General features: G+C 43.0%; 12 protein-coding genes and 1 other annotated feature. Of the genes, 1 reads left to right on the forward strand and 11 read right to left on the reverse strand.

Annotation, left to right across the window (positions count from 1 at the left end; genetic code table 11):
- Positions 1 to 2: 2 nt before the first annotated feature.
- Positions 3 to 2,648: a valine--tRNA ligase gene (locus JOD17_RS03735; protein ID WP_204695768.1), complete on the reverse strand. Its 2,646-nt coding sequence runs from the start codon at positions 2,646 to 2,648 to the stop codon at positions 3 to 5.
- 49 nt (positions 2,649 to 2,697) lie between these two features.
- Positions 2,698 to 2,918, reverse strand: a binding site (T-box leader).
- A gap of 78 nt (positions 2,919 to 2,996) precedes the next feature.
- On the opposite strand from JOD17_RS03735, the gene JOD17_RS03740 reads away from it, so the two are divergent.
- Entirely contained in the window at positions 2,997 to 3,203 is a 207-nt protein-coding gene (locus JOD17_RS03740; protein ID WP_081831820.1) for a hypothetical protein, read from the forward strand.
- Positions 3,204 to 3,239: 36 nt separating this feature from the next.
- Here the strand turns inward: JOD17_RS03740 and JOD17_RS03745 are convergent, their stop codons facing one another.
- From JOD17_RS03745 to lonB, 10 genes are all read right to left on the reverse strand, one after another.
- Positions 3,240 to 4,265 carry a protein kinase family protein gene (locus tag JOD17_RS03745; protein WP_204695769.1) on the reverse strand — a complete coding sequence of 342 codons (1,026 nt, stop codon included), beginning with the start codon at positions 4,263 to 4,265 and terminating at the stop codon, positions 3,240 to 3,242.
- Positions 4,258 to 5,424 carry a stage VI sporulation protein D gene (gene spoVID / locus JOD17_RS03750; RefSeq protein WP_204695770.1) on the reverse strand — a complete coding sequence of 389 codons (1,167 nt, stop codon included), beginning with the start codon at positions 5,422 to 5,424 and terminating at the stop codon, positions 4,258 to 4,260. Before spoVID ends, JOD17_RS03745 begins: the two co-directional genes overlap by 8 nt.
- A 673-nt stretch (positions 5,425 to 6,097) precedes the next feature.
- Positions 6,098 to 7,390 carry a glutamate-1-semialdehyde 2,1-aminomutase gene (gene hemL, locus JOD17_RS03755; protein WP_204695771.1) on the reverse strand — a complete coding sequence of 431 codons (1,293 nt, stop codon included), beginning with the start codon at positions 7,388 to 7,390 and terminating at the stop codon, positions 6,098 to 6,100.
- The gene (hemB, locus tag JOD17_RS03760) at positions 7,390 to 8,388 is read right to left on the reverse strand and encodes a porphobilinogen synthase (protein WP_204695772.1); all 999 of its coding nucleotides are present in this window, start codon (positions 8,386 to 8,388) and stop codon (positions 7,390 to 7,392) included. Before hemB ends, hemL begins: the two co-directional genes overlap by 1 nt.
- 14 nt (positions 8,389 to 8,402) lie before the next feature.
- A complete protein-coding gene (locus JOD17_RS03765) occupies positions 8,403 to 9,131 on the reverse strand; it encodes a uroporphyrinogen-III synthase (RefSeq protein ID WP_204695773.1) in 729 nt (242 codons plus the stop codon).
- Positions 9,128 to 10,063, reverse strand: a complete 936-nt coding sequence (hemC, locus tag JOD17_RS03770) for a hydroxymethylbilane synthase (RefSeq protein WP_204695774.1) — start codon at positions 10,061 to 10,063, stop codon at positions 9,128 to 9,130. Before hemC ends, JOD17_RS03765 begins: the two co-directional genes overlap by 4 nt.
- Positions 10,064 to 10,155: 92 nt before the next feature.
- Entirely contained in the window at positions 10,156 to 11,562 is a 1,407-nt protein-coding gene (gene hemA, locus JOD17_RS03775; protein WP_204695775.1) for a glutamyl-tRNA reductase, read from the reverse strand.
- 299 nt (positions 11,563 to 11,861) lie between these two features.
- The gene (gene yihA / locus JOD17_RS03780; protein WP_204695776.1) at positions 11,862 to 12,449 is read right to left on the reverse strand and encodes a ribosome biogenesis GTP-binding protein YihA/YsxC; all 588 of its coding nucleotides are present in this window, start codon (positions 12,447 to 12,449) and stop codon (positions 11,862 to 11,864) included.
- On the reverse strand, positions 12,436 to 14,778 hold the full coding sequence (gene lon, locus JOD17_RS03785; protein WP_239575206.1) for an endopeptidase La: 2,343 nt from the start codon (positions 14,776 to 14,778) through the stop codon (positions 12,436 to 12,438). The genes yihA and lon overlap by 14 nt, the downstream gene beginning before the upstream one ends.
- Positions 14,779 to 14,915: 137 nt before the next feature.
- Entirely contained in the window at positions 14,916 to 16,586 is a 1,671-nt protein-coding gene (gene lonB, locus JOD17_RS03790) for an ATP-dependent protease LonB (protein WP_204695777.1), read from the reverse strand.
- Between the last annotated feature and the right edge of the window lie 68 nt (positions 16,587 to 16,654).

Genomic DNA, 16,654 nt, shown 5'->3' on the forward strand with positions numbered 1-16,654 from the left:
AATTACTTGAGTTTCGCGATTTCTTCTAGTCGCTCGTCTACTTTTTCACGTTTCATTTGATAGTCAGTGAGCTTCTCTTTTTCCGCTTCAACAATTGAATCAGGAGCGTTGCTTACGAATTTCTCATTCGATAACTTGCCTTCTAAGCGTTTAACTTCACCGTCTAACTTCTTCTTTTCACCTTTTAATCGATCAAGTTCTGCTTCTACATCGATCAAGCCTGCGAGAGGAATGTAGATCTCAACCCCTGTTAACACATGTGATACAGCCTGGTCTGGTTCACTTAAATGTTCATCGATTACAAGCGTTTCCGGACTACAGAAATGCTCAAGATAATGTTTCCCACGAAGAAGTTGCTCGCTCGCTTCTGTTGTCGTAGGCTTCATGTGAAGTGGAATTGGCTTTCTCGGTGCAACATCCATTTCTTGACGAGTGTTACGGATGGTACGGATGACAGCTTGGTACATTTCCATATCTGAAAACGCCTGCTCATCTTGCCACTTCTCTTCGACTTGTGGCCACGCTGCAATCGTAATGGACTCTCCTTCATGCGGTAAGTGTTGCCAAATCTCTTCTGTGATGAACGGCATAAATGGGTGAAGTAATCGCAACGTCTGGTCTAGAACGTGTGCAAGGACAGACTTTGTCGTGTTTTGCTCTTGTTCATCTTCACCGTAAAGAGGTAATTTCGCCATCTCGATATACCAATCGCACACATCATCCCAAATAAAGTTGTAAAGAAGTTTACCTGCTTCACCAAATTCATAGCGATCCATTAATCTCGTAACTGACGAAATTGTTTTTTGTAGTTTCGCTAAAATCCAACGATCATGAGCCGCTGTAACAGTACTCAAATCAATATCTTCTTTTTTGAACCCTTCCATGTTCATAAGGGCAAAACGAGACGCATTCCAAATCTTATTTCCGAAGTTCCAGTTCGCTGTAACTTTGTCCCATTGGAATTTCAAGTCGTTACCAGGCGTCGTTCCCGTTGCAAGTGTGAATCGAAGTGCATCAGCACCGTACTTCTCAACAACATCCATCGGATCGACACCATTGCCTAGTGATTTACTCATCTTACGACCTTCTGAATCACGCACAAGTCCGTGAATTAACACGTCTTTAAATGGACGCTCACCTGTAAATTCAATGCCTTGGAAAATCATTCGAGATACCCAGAAGAAGATGATGTCATACCCTGTAACAAGAACGTTTGTCGGGTAAAAACGCTTAAAGTCATCTGCTTCTGCATTAGGCCAACCCATTGTTGAAAATGGCCACAGTGCTGAACTGAACCACGTGTCTAATACGTCTTCATCTTGCGTCCAGTTTTCAAGGTCTTTCGGCGCTTCCTTCCCTACGTACAATTCTCCTGTTTCATTGTGATACCAAGCAGGAATTTGGTGCCCCCACCACAATTGACGAGAAATACACCAGTCACGAATGTTGTCGAGCCACTGCAAATACGTACGCTCAAAACGTTCTGGAACGAATGTTACTTTGTCTTCTTTTGCTTGAAGCGCAATGGCTTCTTTAGCAAGTGGTTTCATATCAACAAACCATTGCGTTGATAAATACGGCTCCACCACTGCACCGCTACGTTCAGAATGTCCAACTGAGTGAACGTGCGTTTCAATGTCAAAAAGCACGCCAGATTCTTGTAAATCAGCAACGATTTTCTTACGACACTCAAAACGATCAAGTCCTTGATATTCGCCAGCGTTTCCGTTCATCTTCCCTGCCTCATCCATGACAAGCACTCGCGGAAGTTCATGACGATTACCAATTTCAAAGTCATTCGGATCATGCGCTGGTGTAATCTTAACAGCACCTGAACCAAATTCACGATCAACATACTCATCAGCAACAATTGGAATTTCACGTCCGACAATCGGGAGTATTACCGTCTTTCCGATAAGATGTTGATAACGCTCGTCTTTCGGGTGAACCGCAACCGCTGTATCACCGAGCATCGTCTCAGGTCGTGTAGTTGCTACTTCAATATGCTCGTCTTCGTCTTTTAACGGGTAACGCATATGATAAAACGCGCCTTCAACTTCTTTGTATTCTACTTCAATGTCAGACAAAGCTGTTTGTGCAGCTGGGTCCCAGTTAATAATGTATTTCCCGCGATAGATCAAGCCTTTTTCGTAAAGACGAACAAATACTTCTTTGACCGCGTCAGACAAGCCATCATCAAGTGTGAAGCGCTCTTTCGTGTAATCAAGAGACAGACCGAGCGTCGCCCACTGTTCACGAATAAACTCCGCATACTCATCTTTCCATTGCCAAGACACATCTAGGAACTTCTCACGACCTAATTCTCGTCTAGAGCGCCCTTCTTCTTTTAATTTCGCTTCTACCTTTGCTTGCGTTGCAATCCCTGCATGGTCCATTCCTGGCAACCATAACATGTCACGACCTTCCATTCGCTTTTGTCTAGCGATAATGTCTTGAAGCGTGACATCCCAAGCATGACCAAGGTGCAACCGTCCCGTTACGTTTGGCGGTGGAATCACGATTGAGTGAGGCTCACCCTTATGTTCTCCTTCTTTTGATGCTTCAAAGTAGCCGTTGTTAATCCAATACGGATACCATTTCGATTCGGTTTGTTTCGGATCATATTTCGTGTCTAAATTGTTCGCCATTGTATATCCTCCTTATTAAATTCAATAAAAAAAAAACACTTCTCCTTAGGCAAAGGACGAAGTGTTCGCGGTACCACCTTTGTTTATGAACGATAAATCACTCATACACTCATTAAGAACTGTAACGTTGTTATCGTCTTCTCCTACTCTTGTTCAGAAAAGAATGCTCATGGGCGACTTCTGCACGTCTCCTAGTCAAAGAACCTTTCAGCCAAGGGTTCTCTCTCTGGATGAGGATTCCTGCATACTACTCCCAATCTTTGCATGTAATAGAATATCTTCTGTTATTGTACCGACTGCTCTAACATCCGTCAATACTGACCGTAAGAACGAAAAGGGGTGTTTATTTTGCCACGTTATTACGATCCCCCGCCCCACTATCCATACGGGAAAAAGAAGCGTCCCCATTGGGTATACAAATGGCGAGCGGCCGCTTTACAAATCTTGTTACCGATCATCTGCTTTCAACTGTTACGCTTGTTGTTTTTTCCTACTTTCTTCGATGTATTCATTCTCATTATCTTGATCTGTATGTTCTGGTATTTCCAAAAGTAACGTCGTTCATACACGACAAAAAAGCAGTCATGAGGCTTAGGTTGAACTTTGCCTCATGGCTGCTTCTTGGTCTTCTTTAAAACGAACCATCTCAGATAAATAGCGAAGTGTATTTAACTTCACTTCCAACATCGCTGTCCACTGGTGTTCTGCATAGCGATTTGGATTCGTTCGATACAACTCAACAAACTCAATGACCGGGGTTGGAGTTAACATTAACGCTTTCAACAAAGATGTATCCGCTTCTCTCCAAACAGGACCATACGCTTCATACGTTCCGAAGATGGCTTGCTGGTCTAACGCATGAAATGGTTGGTTCCTTGCAATGTCTTGGTAAAAGTAAGCCAAGTCATAAGCCATATGATTCGGACCGCTTTCTTCCCAATTTGTCCACCACGCATTTCCGTCTGATGCTATAATGCCGTGTTCAAGAGAAGGCTGACCGTGACAAAATACAAACCGATAACTGCCTTGGTCTTTTACGTGACGTACCCATTGCTGAAATCCAGTTCTACCTGCTTGAAACATTCGCTCTAAAAAAGGACCAGCATGGAGAAAAGTCATCGTAAACGGGGAGAGAAAGCGTACTTGTTCCATTTGATCTGCCATCTGTTCCATCGTTAAGCGCTGTTGATTCCAAAGCAGATCAACTTCTTGTGCGTATTCAGTCATTGCTTCTTCTTCAATGACTTGCTCATTTTCGGAAAGCTTGTGATTTGCCGCTAAGATCGCGAGCAATCGCAACTCTTTAGATGGAGGAGATGTTAGCAATTGTTCCTCAACCCACGGTTCAAGATAATAGTCAGCACCTTCATGTTCAAAAATCGGAAAATCCCCTCTCGTGCCCGTCATGAGGGGGATAATTCCTTGAATACCAGCACGTTCACCGTACCGTAGATGATGCAAAAACGTATCACGCTCTGAAACGGTGCGTTGCCAACGTTTCATTGCCATCGGTCCTTCAGGATGGTCGACTTTAATCACACGTTCACTCACCCAAGACCAATCACTCTTATCATTGGCAATCGCACGAACCGCTTCAGACCAATTCGGCTCAATCATGTTTCACTTGCACCGGGATGTATATGATTTCTCCTGCTTCTACATGATTTAAATCCATGTTATTCCAACGGAGAAGTTGTTGTACCGACAACCCGTAGCGTTCAGCGATCGTATCAAGCGACTCATTTTCTTGAATAATGCACATTTTCATTTTCGTGAACGTTTCCCGATCACCTTTGTCTAACATCTCTGTTAAATACAGTGCGTTTTCTCGCTTCTTTTCTTTTAGTGGCTTTTCAAGTTTGGGAGCTTCGTGCTCTTCTTCTTCAACTTCATCTCTGTTTTCATCGTCTTTCAGATGAACCGTTTCATCTTCCAATGCTTCTTCATACGCTTCACTTAACGCATTCGTTGCATCATCCGCTTCTTCCTCTCGTTGATGCAAGCGCACTGGAAACGACGTGTCTGAGTCTACTTCTTGCTCTACTTGATGAACATACGTATCTTCATGTTCCTCTTCAGAAACGATATGATCATCTTCAAGCTCTTCATCAACATCGGCCGCTGTTTCTAATTCCGAGTCATCATCATACGACTCCTCTTCATAAGCTCGATACGTTTCTTCTACCTCAGTCTCTTCTTCAAAATCATACTCTTCTTCCTCTACCTCTTCATCCGCTTCACGAGTTGCTTCAGCTTCGGTATCTGGAATTTTAACTTCGTGACTAAAGGTTGGAAATGGTTCAGGTGGATCGGCAATCGTTTTCTCCGCTTGATGTGTTTCTTGCAAATCTTTCATCCCACTAATCGTCACATCTGCCGCCAGTTGGATACAACTAGGCTCAGGCAAATCATAATCAAAGCTATCCACTTGAACATAAATCTCATCCACACTTTGAATACGATTAAGCGGAATTGACACTTCAATCGGGAAAAAGTGTTTCAACTCCCGTTCGCCATTTTCTGTCGTTCGGACGCTATCAATTCGATGAGGCTTTCCCCCACCTTCATAATCTTGAAACACTTCTTCTTGTTCATACGGAACATATTGCCCAAATAAATGCAAACCACCTTTAATGCTCACCTGATGCTCATCTTCCTCGATGAGAAGCTCTGGCTCCAGTTCCAGACCCAAAATCGTCTGAATCCTCTCTCCTTGATCAAGCCAGACTGATTCCTCTAGATTAAATGTTAGCGCAGAAGGCTGTTCTTGGGTCACAGACCGTTCCCCCTTTATCATAGAGTTGTTTGAAAAACCTACAACCATAGAAGACTATCCACGATGCTTACGTGCAGATTTTTTGCGTACGCTATCAACGTATGACTCCAAACAGCAAAATATTCGAGTTACTCTACAATAATGTCTATGCAAAAGACTCTCACTTCATACGATCCATTCAAGAATAACGAACGAAAGGTCGAATTAAATCAGGAGGCCGTTTCTTTTTTAATAATCTATACTAGTGCCATGATTCCACTGCAGGCGGATGCTTGCCGCGGAGGAGCGTTCGAGCCTCCTCAGGCTTCGCCTTGCGGGGTCTCGACTCGCCCCTTCTTCCGCAGGCGTCACCGCCTTCCGTTCCAATCTGAGATATTCGTTATAAGGAGGCGATGCCGCATACAAAATCACACGGCAACCTTATAAAACGGATGCGAAATTCATTCTTTTCAGTAATCTCACATCCGTTTTTTATTTACTTTTGTTTTCTTAGAAGCAAAACAGAAGTTTTTCAATGGCTTCTTTCATTCGAACCAACCATTTTCTAAACTCACTTGCTATAAATCAAATGTGATTTTCATCAATAGATCTACTCTTATTCAACCACACCGTTTACACCCCTCATTCATCAATAAACCCGCCAAGTGATTAGACACATGGCGGGTTACGTTTATTATCCTTTGATACGCGCAAAAACGCGTTTTGCGGCTTCGATCGTTTCTTCAATCATTTCATCAGTGTGTTTTGTGCTTAAGAACATCCCTTCAAATTGTGAAGGTGCGATTGAAATCCCTTCTTGCATCATTTCTCTAAAATATGTGGCGAAAAGATCAAGATCTGCTGTTTTAGCAGATGGGAAGTCTTTTACGTGTTCGTTTGTAAAGAACAACCCGACCATAGAGCCTGCACGATTAAATGTATGTGGGATGTCATACATTTTGGCTGCTTCTGAAATCCCTTCTTCAAGGCGCTTTCCTTGGCGTTCAAACGTCTCATAATCAGCTTCCGTTACTTGTGATAGTGTTTCATATCCTGCAGTCATCGCAAGCGGATTGCCTGATAATGTACCTGCTTGGTAAATCGGACCGCTTGGTGCGATTTGCTCCATCACATCTTTACGTCCACCAAAGGCACCTACTGGCAAGCCACCACCGATGACTTTCCCGAGCGTTGTAAGGTCAGGTGTCACACCGAACTTTCCTTGTGCACAGTTGTAACCGGTACGAAAACCTGACATAACTTCATCAAAGATCAACAGACTACTGTACTCTGTTGTTATGTCACGAACACCTTGTAAAAAGCCATCTTCCGGAAGAACAACACCCATATTCCCAGCAACTGGCTCCAAAATAACGGCTGCAATATCATCACCGTATTTTTCAAAAACAAGCTTTAAGCTATCTAGATCGTTATAAGGAACCGTTAATGTGTTTGATGCCGTTCCTTCTGGAACACCAGGACTATCTGGTAAACCGAGTGTAGCCACACCTGAACCTGCTTTAATTAACAATGAATCACCGTGACCGTGGTAGTTGCCTTCCATTTTGACGATCTTGCTACGTCCAGTGAACCCTCTAGCAAGACGCAATGCACTCATCGTCGCTTCTGTACCAGAGTTTACGAAACGTACCATTTCAACAGACTGCACGCGGTCGATGACGAGGTTCGCTAGTTTGATTTCCATTTCGTGGGACGCACCAAAGCTTGTCCCAAGTTCAGTCGTTTCTTTTAAACGTTCTACGACTTGTTCATCTGCATGACCTAAAATGAGCGGCCCCCATGACAATACGTAATCAATGTACGTGTTATCGTCTTGGTCCGTAATGTAAGCACCTGAACCTTTCTTCATGTATAGACCGTGGTCCATCCCTACAGAGCTATACGCACGAACAGGACTACTTACACCTCCTGGCATAAGTGGCTTCGCTTGTTGAAATAATGATTGTGATTGGTCAAACGTACGCATTAGTGACGTCCCCTTTCTATGTCTTCATTGATCCAGTTTGCCACATCTTTGGCAAAGTACGTAATGATTAAGTCTGCTCCTGCACGCTTCATACTCGTTAATTTCTCTTGAACCGTTTCTTTCTCGTCAACCCATCCGTTTGCAGCGGCTGCTTTAATCATTGAATATTCACCAGATACGTTGTAAGCAACAACCGGTAGTAAACTTTCGTTTTTAACATCTCGCATAATATCTAGGTAAGAGAGCGCTGGTTTAACAATTAAAAAGTCTGCACCTTCTTGGATGTCTGAACGAGCTTCACGAAGCGCCTCCATTCGGTTTGCAGGATCCATTTGATACGTCTTACGGTCACCAAATTGAGGGGTACTGTGAGCTGCATCGCGGAACGGACCGTAAAATGCTGACGCGTATTTCACAGCATAAGACATAATCGGCGTGTTGCTAAATCCAGCTTCATCTAAACCGTGTCGAATTGAAGCGACAAAGCCGTCCATCATGTTCGAAGGGGCAATCACATCTGCGCCTGCTCGCGCTTGAGACACTGCCGTTTTAACGAGAAGAGAAAGTGATTGATCGTTCTCAATCGTTCCGTCTTGGATCACACCACAATGACCGTGATCTGTGTACTGACATAAGCATGTGTCGGCAATAACGACGAGGTGCGGGTGATTTGCCTTCACTTGACGAATCGCTTGCTGAACAATTCCTTCTTCTGCATAAGCTTGTGTACCTACGTCATCTTTATGCTTTGGCACACCGAACAAAATGATCGACTCAATCCCAAGACTGACGATCTTGTCAATTTCATCATCTAATAAGTCTAAAGAATAGTGAAACACACCTGGCATTGAAGGAACTTCTTTTTTATAATTCTGACCTTCCACGACAAAAAGTGGATAGATCAAGTCTTCTTTCGAAAGCTTTGTTTCTCGTACTAAGTTACGCATACTGTGACTGCCACGAAGTCTACGGTGGCGGTTAAATGCTTGTTGAGACATTGCGCTTCACCTCGTTATAAGTATTGATCAATGGCTTCTGCTAAATGTTGAAATGTATATTCACTCGGTGCAATGAGTTGTTTAAACTCACAATGCCTTGCTTCTCGTTTCGTAATCGGTCCGATGACAAAAGCTTGGCGCTTACTGTTCGTTTTTTCCCTTGCAAAGCTATGATAAGCCTTTACCGCACTTGGACTCGTAAACACCATGGGGTAGATTGGGTTATTCAGCATACTAAGCTGATCTCGAGTTAAATTCGTACTCGGTATGGTTTCGTAAAACGCGTGTACGTCTACACGTGCACCTAATCCAGTTAGCTTGATCTCTAGAAGGTCGCGAGATTGTTTGCTGTTTGGAATTAGAACCCGGTCGCCCTTCTTAACACGTGGCTCTAACTCCTCGTACAAGCTTTCTGCAGTGAACCTTTGCTCAGGGTTAATCAAAACGGGATAGTCATATTGCTTTGCTACATCTGTCGTCTTCTTACCGACTGTTGCAACCTTCACTGAAGACGGGAAATGTGTAGCTTTGTAGTGTTCATGAAAATACTTCACGGCATTCGCACTCGTAAAAATAATCCAGTCATAGCGTTCCAATTCTATGGATGTCACATCGACGTGAATCGCTCGTTGCTGAACGAGGGGAATGTGTACTGCATTAATTCCTTTCTGATGCAGTACACGCATTAATGGATCAGGTCCGACGTCTCCTTGTGACCTTGTGACGATCACCGTCGGCTTCAAGAATCTTCTTGCTCCGCTCTTACTTGAGCTAGAATTTCTTTCCCACCACGTTCAAAGAGATTAGCCGCGGCGATTTTACCGATTTGATCTGGATCACTACCTGTGACTTCATCTTTTAGTAACGTTTTGCCGTCCGTTGAAGCAATCAATGCCGTTAGTGACACTTGATCGTTATCAAGTAAGGTTGCATGAGCCGCAACTGGAACCGTACAGCTGCCTTCAACATTTCGCAGGAATGAACGCTCTGCTGATACTGTTTTTGCCACTTCTTCGTTGTGTAAATGACGAAGAACTTCTTTTACTTCATCATCATCAACCCGACACTCTAGACCAAGAGCTCCTTGACCTACTGCTGGTATGCTAAGGGTTGGATCAAGAAATTCAGTAACGATTTCTTCGCTCCAACCCATCCGTGATAATCCAGCAGCTGCTAAAATGATGGCGTCAAAGTTCTCTTCTTTTAATTTTCGTATTCTCGTTTCAATGTTCCCACGAATCCATTTTACGTGTAAATCTGGTCGTAAAGCGAGGATTTGTGATTGACGACGCAAGCTACTCGTTCCAATAATCGAACCCTCAGGAAGTTCGTTAAGCGTTTTACCACTCGTTGAGATGAGTGCGTCACGAGGATCTTCACGATCACTAATTGCAGCTAGCGTAAAATCTTCTGGCAATACAGAAGGAACATCTTTCATACTATGCACGGCTAAATCGACTTCACCGTCACGTAACGCTTGCTCAATCTCTTTCACAAACAACGCTTTTCCGCCTACTTTAGAAAGTGTTACGTCTAAGATGCGATCACCTTTTGTTACGATCTTCTTAAGTTCAAATTCATAAGGTAAACCTAGCGATTCTAACTTACTAAGTACCCACTCTGCTTGATTCACTGCTAAATTACTCTTTCTCGTACCGATTACAATCTTTCTCATCGTTTGAATCCTCCTAGGTACGGACAGTAGTCCGTGGTTCAACATGAAAGCAACCAGAAAGCAAAGAGCCTTCCGGTTGTCTCAAAAAAGATCTATACAGACATGTCTTTGGCATAACGATACTGCAAGAGTTCTTGCAACACTCTCGTTTCACCGTCAGACATAAACGCATTTCCATTCGCAAAAGATGAAGATTGATTGCTTTGTAATCGCTCAACCTTTGCTTCTGCGACTTCATCGGAAAGACCAAAAATCTCAATAAATAGTGACAATGATTGCTCTCGATCGTCTTCTCCAGCCATTTCCTTCGCTCTCGTAATCGGCTCCTTCAGGAGCTGATTGACGATACTCTTTGTATGCTTTGAAAGAACTTTACGTTCACGATCTGTTAAATTCGGCATTTTGCGTTCGATGCTTTCCATTGTTTCTGCTTGAATCATTAAGGCCTTATCACGTAGAGCTGAGATGACAGGAACTACTCCGAGCTGATCAATCCAATTTTTGAACGTTTCAATCTCAAGCGTCATCATCGCCTCAATTTGAATGGCAGCTTCTTTACGATCTTCCATATTAGCCGCCACGATGCCTTCTAAATCATCAATATCATAAAGATAAATTGGTTCAAGCTTGCCAAGTTCAGGATCTAAGTCTCTTGGAACGGCAATATCAACCATAAAAAGAGGCTTCGTAGAACGTCGTTCCATGATTGGTGCAACCATCTCTTGTGTGAGAACATATTGATCTGCACTCGTCGAAGAAATGAGAATATCCACTTCTTCAAGGTACGCATGAAGTTCTTCAATCGGCTTGGCTTCTGCTTTCATTGTCGCTGCAAGTGATTCTGCTCGTTCGAATGTCCGATTCATCACGGTAATGCTCGCTGCACCGTTTGCTTCTAGGTGCTTTGCTGTAAGTTCGCTCATTTTCCCAGCGCCGAGAATTAGAATGTGTTTATTCGTAAAATCACCAAAGACTTGTTTCGCTAATTCAACCGCGGCATAGCTAATTGAAGCTGGATTATCGTTAATTGACGTCTCACGATGTGCTCGCTTTGCGAATGTAATCGCTTGTTTAAATAGCTGATTAAACACAGTCCCTGTAGCATCATTCTCTTGAGCAATCGAGAAGCTACTTTTCACTTGTCCAAGAATCTGAGTTTCGCCTAGAATCATCGATTCTAAACCTGTAGAAACTTTGAGTAAATGCTCAATCGCTTCATCATTTTCACGAATGTCTAATACGGATTGAAATTGTTCGGGCTGTACATCAAACCACTGTGAGATAAATTTCTTTGTAAAATGTCTACCTGTATGAAGTTGGTCGACGACAGCATAAATTTCCGTACGGTTACACGTTGAAATAATCGTGCACTCTAAAATGCTCTTCATATCTCGTAACATGCTCAACGCTTTTGGTAATTCTTCTTCATCAAATGCAAATTGTTCTCGCAAATCGACAGGGGCCCTTTTGTAGTCGATGCTAGCAACGATTATATGCATATCCGTCTCCACCCCACTTTTCCAATCGCTCTGCTTAGTCTACGCTCATTTCCGTACTAAGAATATCTACAATCTATTATAACACGCATCAAAAACGCTCGGTTCACTCAAAATGTGAACAAGCTCTGACACAACACCTGATATTTTATCTTTTCCATTACAACATACAACGCACTGAACTGCAAATAACGTGCTCGGTTGTTACATTTTTTATTAGTGTACCGAATCTGAAAGAAAACATGTACAAAAGAAAAACGCAAAATTATCATCTGATAACCTTTGCGTTTTTCTTTTTGTTATTACACGTTAAGGAGTTTACGAATTTGTTTCCACGCATCGTCTTTTCCGTCACCAGTTTCTGATGAAAACGGCACATATACATCATCTTCATCAATATCAATTATTTCAATGATATTTTTAATATGTTTCGTACGCTTCGTTTTATTGATTTTATCAATCTTTGTTAGAACGAGCATAATTGGTATTTCAAAATGCTTTAGCCAATCATACATTTTTAAATCGTCTTCAGAAGGGTCATGTCTTGCATCAATCAATAAGACGACACCTTTTAATTGCTCTCTTGATGTTATATATTCCTCAATCATTCTTCCCCAAGCTGCTCTCTCTTTCTTCGAGACTTTTGCATAACCATATCCAGGAATATCTACAAAATAACAGAGGTCATTAATATTAAAGAAGTTTAAGGTTTTCGTTTTACCTGGTTGTTGCGACGTATAAGCAAGTTTTTTGCGATGCGTGATCGTATTAATAAATGATGACTTACCGACATTAGAACGACCGGCAAAAGCAAGTTCTGGCCAATTCTCTTCTGGGTACTGATCGGGACCAACTGCGCTTATCTTTAATTCTGCTTTACTCACGTTCATCAATTACACCACCTAATGCATGAGCAATCACTTCATCGAAATGAGTGACCGGCACAAATTCTACCGTTTCTCGGATACTTTCAGGAACATCATCTAAGTCTTTTTCATTATCCTTCGGGAAAATGATTTTCGTAAGACCTGCGCGATGAGCGCTCATTGATTTCTCCTTTAAACCGCCAATCGGTAATACTCGGCCTCGAAGTGTCATCTCACCCGTCATACCGACTTCTTTTAATACAGGACGATTACTTAGCGCAGACAATAGTGCAGTTGCCATCGTAATTCCTGCAGAAGGCCCATCTTTTGGGGTTGCACCTTCAGGAACGTGAATATGAACGTCATACTTTTCGTGAAAACGCTCATCAATGCCAAATTCTTCGGCTTTCGAGCGAATATAGCTAAATGCAGCACGAGCGGACTCTTTCATAACGTCGCCTAGTTTCCCTGTTAGCGTTAGACCACCTTTGCCATTGGCAAGCGATACTTCGATCGCAAGCGTGTCGCCACCGGCCGTTGTATAGGCAAGTCCAGTTGCAGTACCAACTTGGTCTTCTTCTTCCGCTTTCCCGTAACGATACTTCGGCTTCCCTAATAGCTCCGTAACAAGACCTTCCGTTACGATGACACGTTTCTTTTCTTTCGCAACGATCATTTTTGCAGCTTTACGGCAAAGTGTCGCAATTTGTCGCTCTAAGTTTCGGACCCCCGCCTCACGTGTATAGTAACGAATTACTTTCAAGAGTGCAGCTTCACGAATTTGGATGTCTTGTTTCGTTAAACCATGAGCTTCGATTTGCTTAGGGAGTAAATGATCCGTTGCAATCGCTTGTTTCTCAAGCTCTGTATACCCAGCGATGTGAATCATTTCCATTCTGTCTCGTAATGGCGCAGGGATTTTTGCGATTTGATTTGCTGTCGTAATAAACATTACATTTGAGAGATCGTACGTTTCTTCGAGGTAATGATCACCAAATTGGTTGTTCTGCTCGGGGTCTAACACTTCGAGCATTGCAGAAGATGGGTCTCCTCTAAAATCACTCGCCATTTTATCAATTTCATCGAGTAAGAATACTGGGTTCATGACTCCTGCTTTTTTCATTCCTTGAATCATCTTCCCTGGCATCGCACCGACATACGTTCTACGGTGACCGCGAATCTCCGCCTCATCACGAACACCACCAAGAGAAATTCTTACGAATTCACGTTCAATGGAGCGCGCAACGGATTTCGCGAGTGACGTCTTACCAACACCTGGAGGTCCAGATAAACAAAGAATCGGTCCTCGTAAAGAATTCGTAAGTTGTTGAACCGCTAAATGTTCAAGAACACGTTCTTTTACTTTCTCCAAACCAAAATGATCTTCATTTAAAACTTTCTCCGCATGAGAAAGATCAAGGCGGTCTTCTGTTTTCTCTGACCAAGGAATGGATGTTAACCAATCAATATAATTGCGAATCACGGAACTCTCAGCAGAACTTGCTGGCACGCGTTCATAGCGAGCGAGTTCTTTTAACGCTTTCTCTTCAACGTTTTCTGGCATGTTAAGGGATTCGATTTTTGAGCGAAGCTCTTCAACTTCCCCACCTTTGCCGTCTTTGTCGCCGAGCTCCTTTTGGATGGCTTTCATTTGCTCACGCAAATAGTATTCTTTTTGCGTTTTCTCCATCGACTTTTTTACACGTTGGCCGATTTTCTTTTCAAGGCCGAGCACTTCCCGCTCGTTCTCAAGAATCTCAAGCAACTTCTCAAGACGTGCTTCAACACTAAACGCTTCAAGCAATGACTGCTTGCGCTTAATTTGAAGTGGCAAATGAGAAGCGACCAAGTCCGCAAAATACCCTGGATCATCAACGTCTTGCACGGACTTCAACGTGTCTTTAGATACTTTCGTAGACAGTTTTGTGTAGTTTTCAAACTGTTTAAGCACCGTGCGCATTAAAGCTGTTGCCTTCTCATCATCAACATCTGATGATTGTTCAGGAATTGTGATTGAAACATCATAGTACTCATCGTTTTCATTAAATTGTTCAATTGTCGCTCGCTTTAAGCCTTCGACGAGAATTCTCGTCGTTCCGTTCGGCATCTTTACCATTTGTTTAACATATGCAAGCGTTCCGACTTCATAAAGGTCTTCTTTCGCCGGTTCATCTACAGATAAATCCACTTGGCTTGCAAGAATAATTTCTTGGTCTTCTACCATCACTTGCTCTAAAGCTCGTACTGATTTCGCTCTCCCTACATCTAAATGAAGCACCATGCCTGGAAATACGAGCACTCCACGCAATGGTAAAAGCGGAATCGATCGTCTTTCAGTTTGTCTAGACGTCAACGTCATCCCCCATTTCACATCAACGATCGCATCTATTCAAAAGTTTCTCTAATAGTATATACACAGACGGAGTTGATCTCATGATACCCATTGTAGCTTAACGGCTATCACGTGTCCACGAAGGCGCACAGTGGTTTTTACATTGATGATGATTGATTTTCGTCCCAAATGACATTCTCTGTTTTGTTCGGTTGCTCCGTTTCTATAAGAACGGCATCGAACAATTCATCTAACGATGTGAGAGGGATGACGTTAATTCCTTCTAAACGATGTAATACGGTTTCATCATTGTCCACTGGAATATATGCCGTCTTCGCTCCTGCTTCTAATGCAGCAGCCACTTTAGAAGGCACGCCTCCTACAGGCTTTAACGTTCCCCAAATGCTTAGCTCACCTGTGATCGCAATATCATTTTTCACTTTAAATTGATGTACCGCCGAATAGATTGCAGTTGCAATCGCTGCCCCAGCTGAAGGACCATCAATCGGCGTGCCACCAGGGAAATTCACATGAATATCATAACTATCAACCGGTACTTTGAGGCGACGTAACACCGTCATCACGTTATCAACAGAACTTCTTGCCATACTTTTACGTCGAATCGACCGCATTTGATTACCAGCATTTTCTTCTTCAGCAATGCCGGTAACAGTTAACATGCCTTTTTCAGGTTTTGTTTCTCTCGCTGTCGCTTCAATTTCTAACAGCATGCCTAGGTCCGCTCCGTACACTGCTAAGCCGTTTACTCGTCCAACCGCAGGTGTATTATGGATCATACGCTCAGGGCGCCTCGTCAATCGGCTTGCGTGTACAACCCATTCGATATCATCAACAAAGATCTCTTCGCGATTCTCAGTTGTCGCAAGACCGGCTGCAATTTGCACGGTGTTTACCGCTTCACGACCGTTTGTGACATATGTTGAAATGGTCTCTAGACTTTTCTCATTCATCGTCATCTTTAATCGCTCAGATGCTTTTTTCGCTACCGTTGACAACTCTTTTTGTTTTAACGGTCTAAAAAATACTTCTAAGCACCTTGAACGAATGGCAGGCGGAATTTCGTCTGGCGTACGTGTTGTTGCCCCAATTAACCGAAAGTCAGCTGGTAAGCCATTTTGAAAAATATCATGAATGTGTCTAGGAATATTCATGTTTTCTTCGTTGTAATAAGCACTTTCTAGAAAGACCTTGCGGTCTTCTAACACTTTTAATAGCTTATTTAATTGGATTGAATGAAGCTCACCAATCTCATCGATAAACAACATGCCTCCGTGGGCTTTTGTGACCGCACCTGGCTTCGGTTGTGGAATTCCAGCTTGCCCCATCGATCCCGCTCCTTGATAAATCGGATCATGAACCGAGCCGATTAATGGATCCGCGATCCCACGCTCATCAAAACGCGCCGTCGTTCCATCAAGCTCAATAAATGGCGCTTCACTCGCAAACGGCGATTGGTTATTTTCTTTCGCTTTATTCATCACTAGCCTAGCTGCAGCCGTCTTACCGACACCCGGCGGACCATAAATGAGAACGTGTTGCGGATTGGGGCCACAAAGCGCAGCTTCGAGGGAAAGAATGCCTTGGTCTTGTCCTATAATGTCATCAAGTCGTTGGGGACGTACTTTCTCAGCTAGTGGTTCATTAAGAGAGATCGACCGAAGCTTTTGCAGTTGCATCATTTCTTTTCTTGATTCTCTGTCTACACTCACCTTTTGCGTACGTTGATTCTTAAGTAAATTCCAGAAGTACAAGCCGATAACTACCCCAAAAAAGACTTGTACGACCATGAAGATTGACGTCCAGTTCATAGTTCTCCTCCTAAATGAGCACAATCACTTTGATTCGTGCACGGCTTCATTTATCGGTAGTATGACTC

Source organism: Geomicrobium sediminis, from assembly GCF_016908595.1.
Taxonomy (GTDB): Bacteria; Bacillota; Bacilli; order Bacillales; family Marinococcaceae; genus Geomicrobium_A; species Geomicrobium_A sediminis.

What these genes read in the sequence shown, in the direction of transcription:
- JOD17_RS03735 (WP_204695768.1), bottom strand. Translation starts at nt 2,648, where the DNA reads ATGGCGAACAATTTAGACACGAAATATGATCCGAAACAAACCGAATCG.
- JOD17_RS03745 (WP_204695769.1), bottom strand. Translation starts at nt 4,265, where the DNA reads ATGATTGAGCCGAATTGGTCTGAAGCGGTTCGTGCGATTGCCAATGAT.
- hemL (WP_204695771.1), bottom strand. Translation starts at nt 7,390, where the DNA reads ATGCGTACGTTTGACCAATCACAATCATTATTTCAACAAGCGAAGCCA.
- hemB (WP_204695772.1), bottom strand. Translation starts at nt 8,388, where the DNA reads ATGTCTCAACAAGCATTTAACCGCCACCGTAGACTTCGTGGCAGTCAC.
- hemC (WP_204695774.1), bottom strand. Translation starts at nt 10,063, where the DNA reads ATGAGAAAGATTGTAATCGGTACGAGAAAGAGTAATTTAGCAGTGAAT.
- hemA (WP_204695775.1), bottom strand. Translation starts at nt 11,562, where the DNA reads ATGCATATAATCGTTGCTAGCATCGACTACAAAAGGGCCCCTGTCGAT.
- yihA (WP_204695776.1), bottom strand. Translation starts at nt 12,449, where the DNA reads ATGAACGTGAGTAAAGCAGAATTAAAGATAAGCGCAGTTGGTCCCGAT.
- lonB (WP_204695777.1), bottom strand. Translation starts at nt 16,586, where the DNA reads ATGAACTGGACGTCAATCTTCATGGTCGTACAAGTCTTTTTTGGGGTA.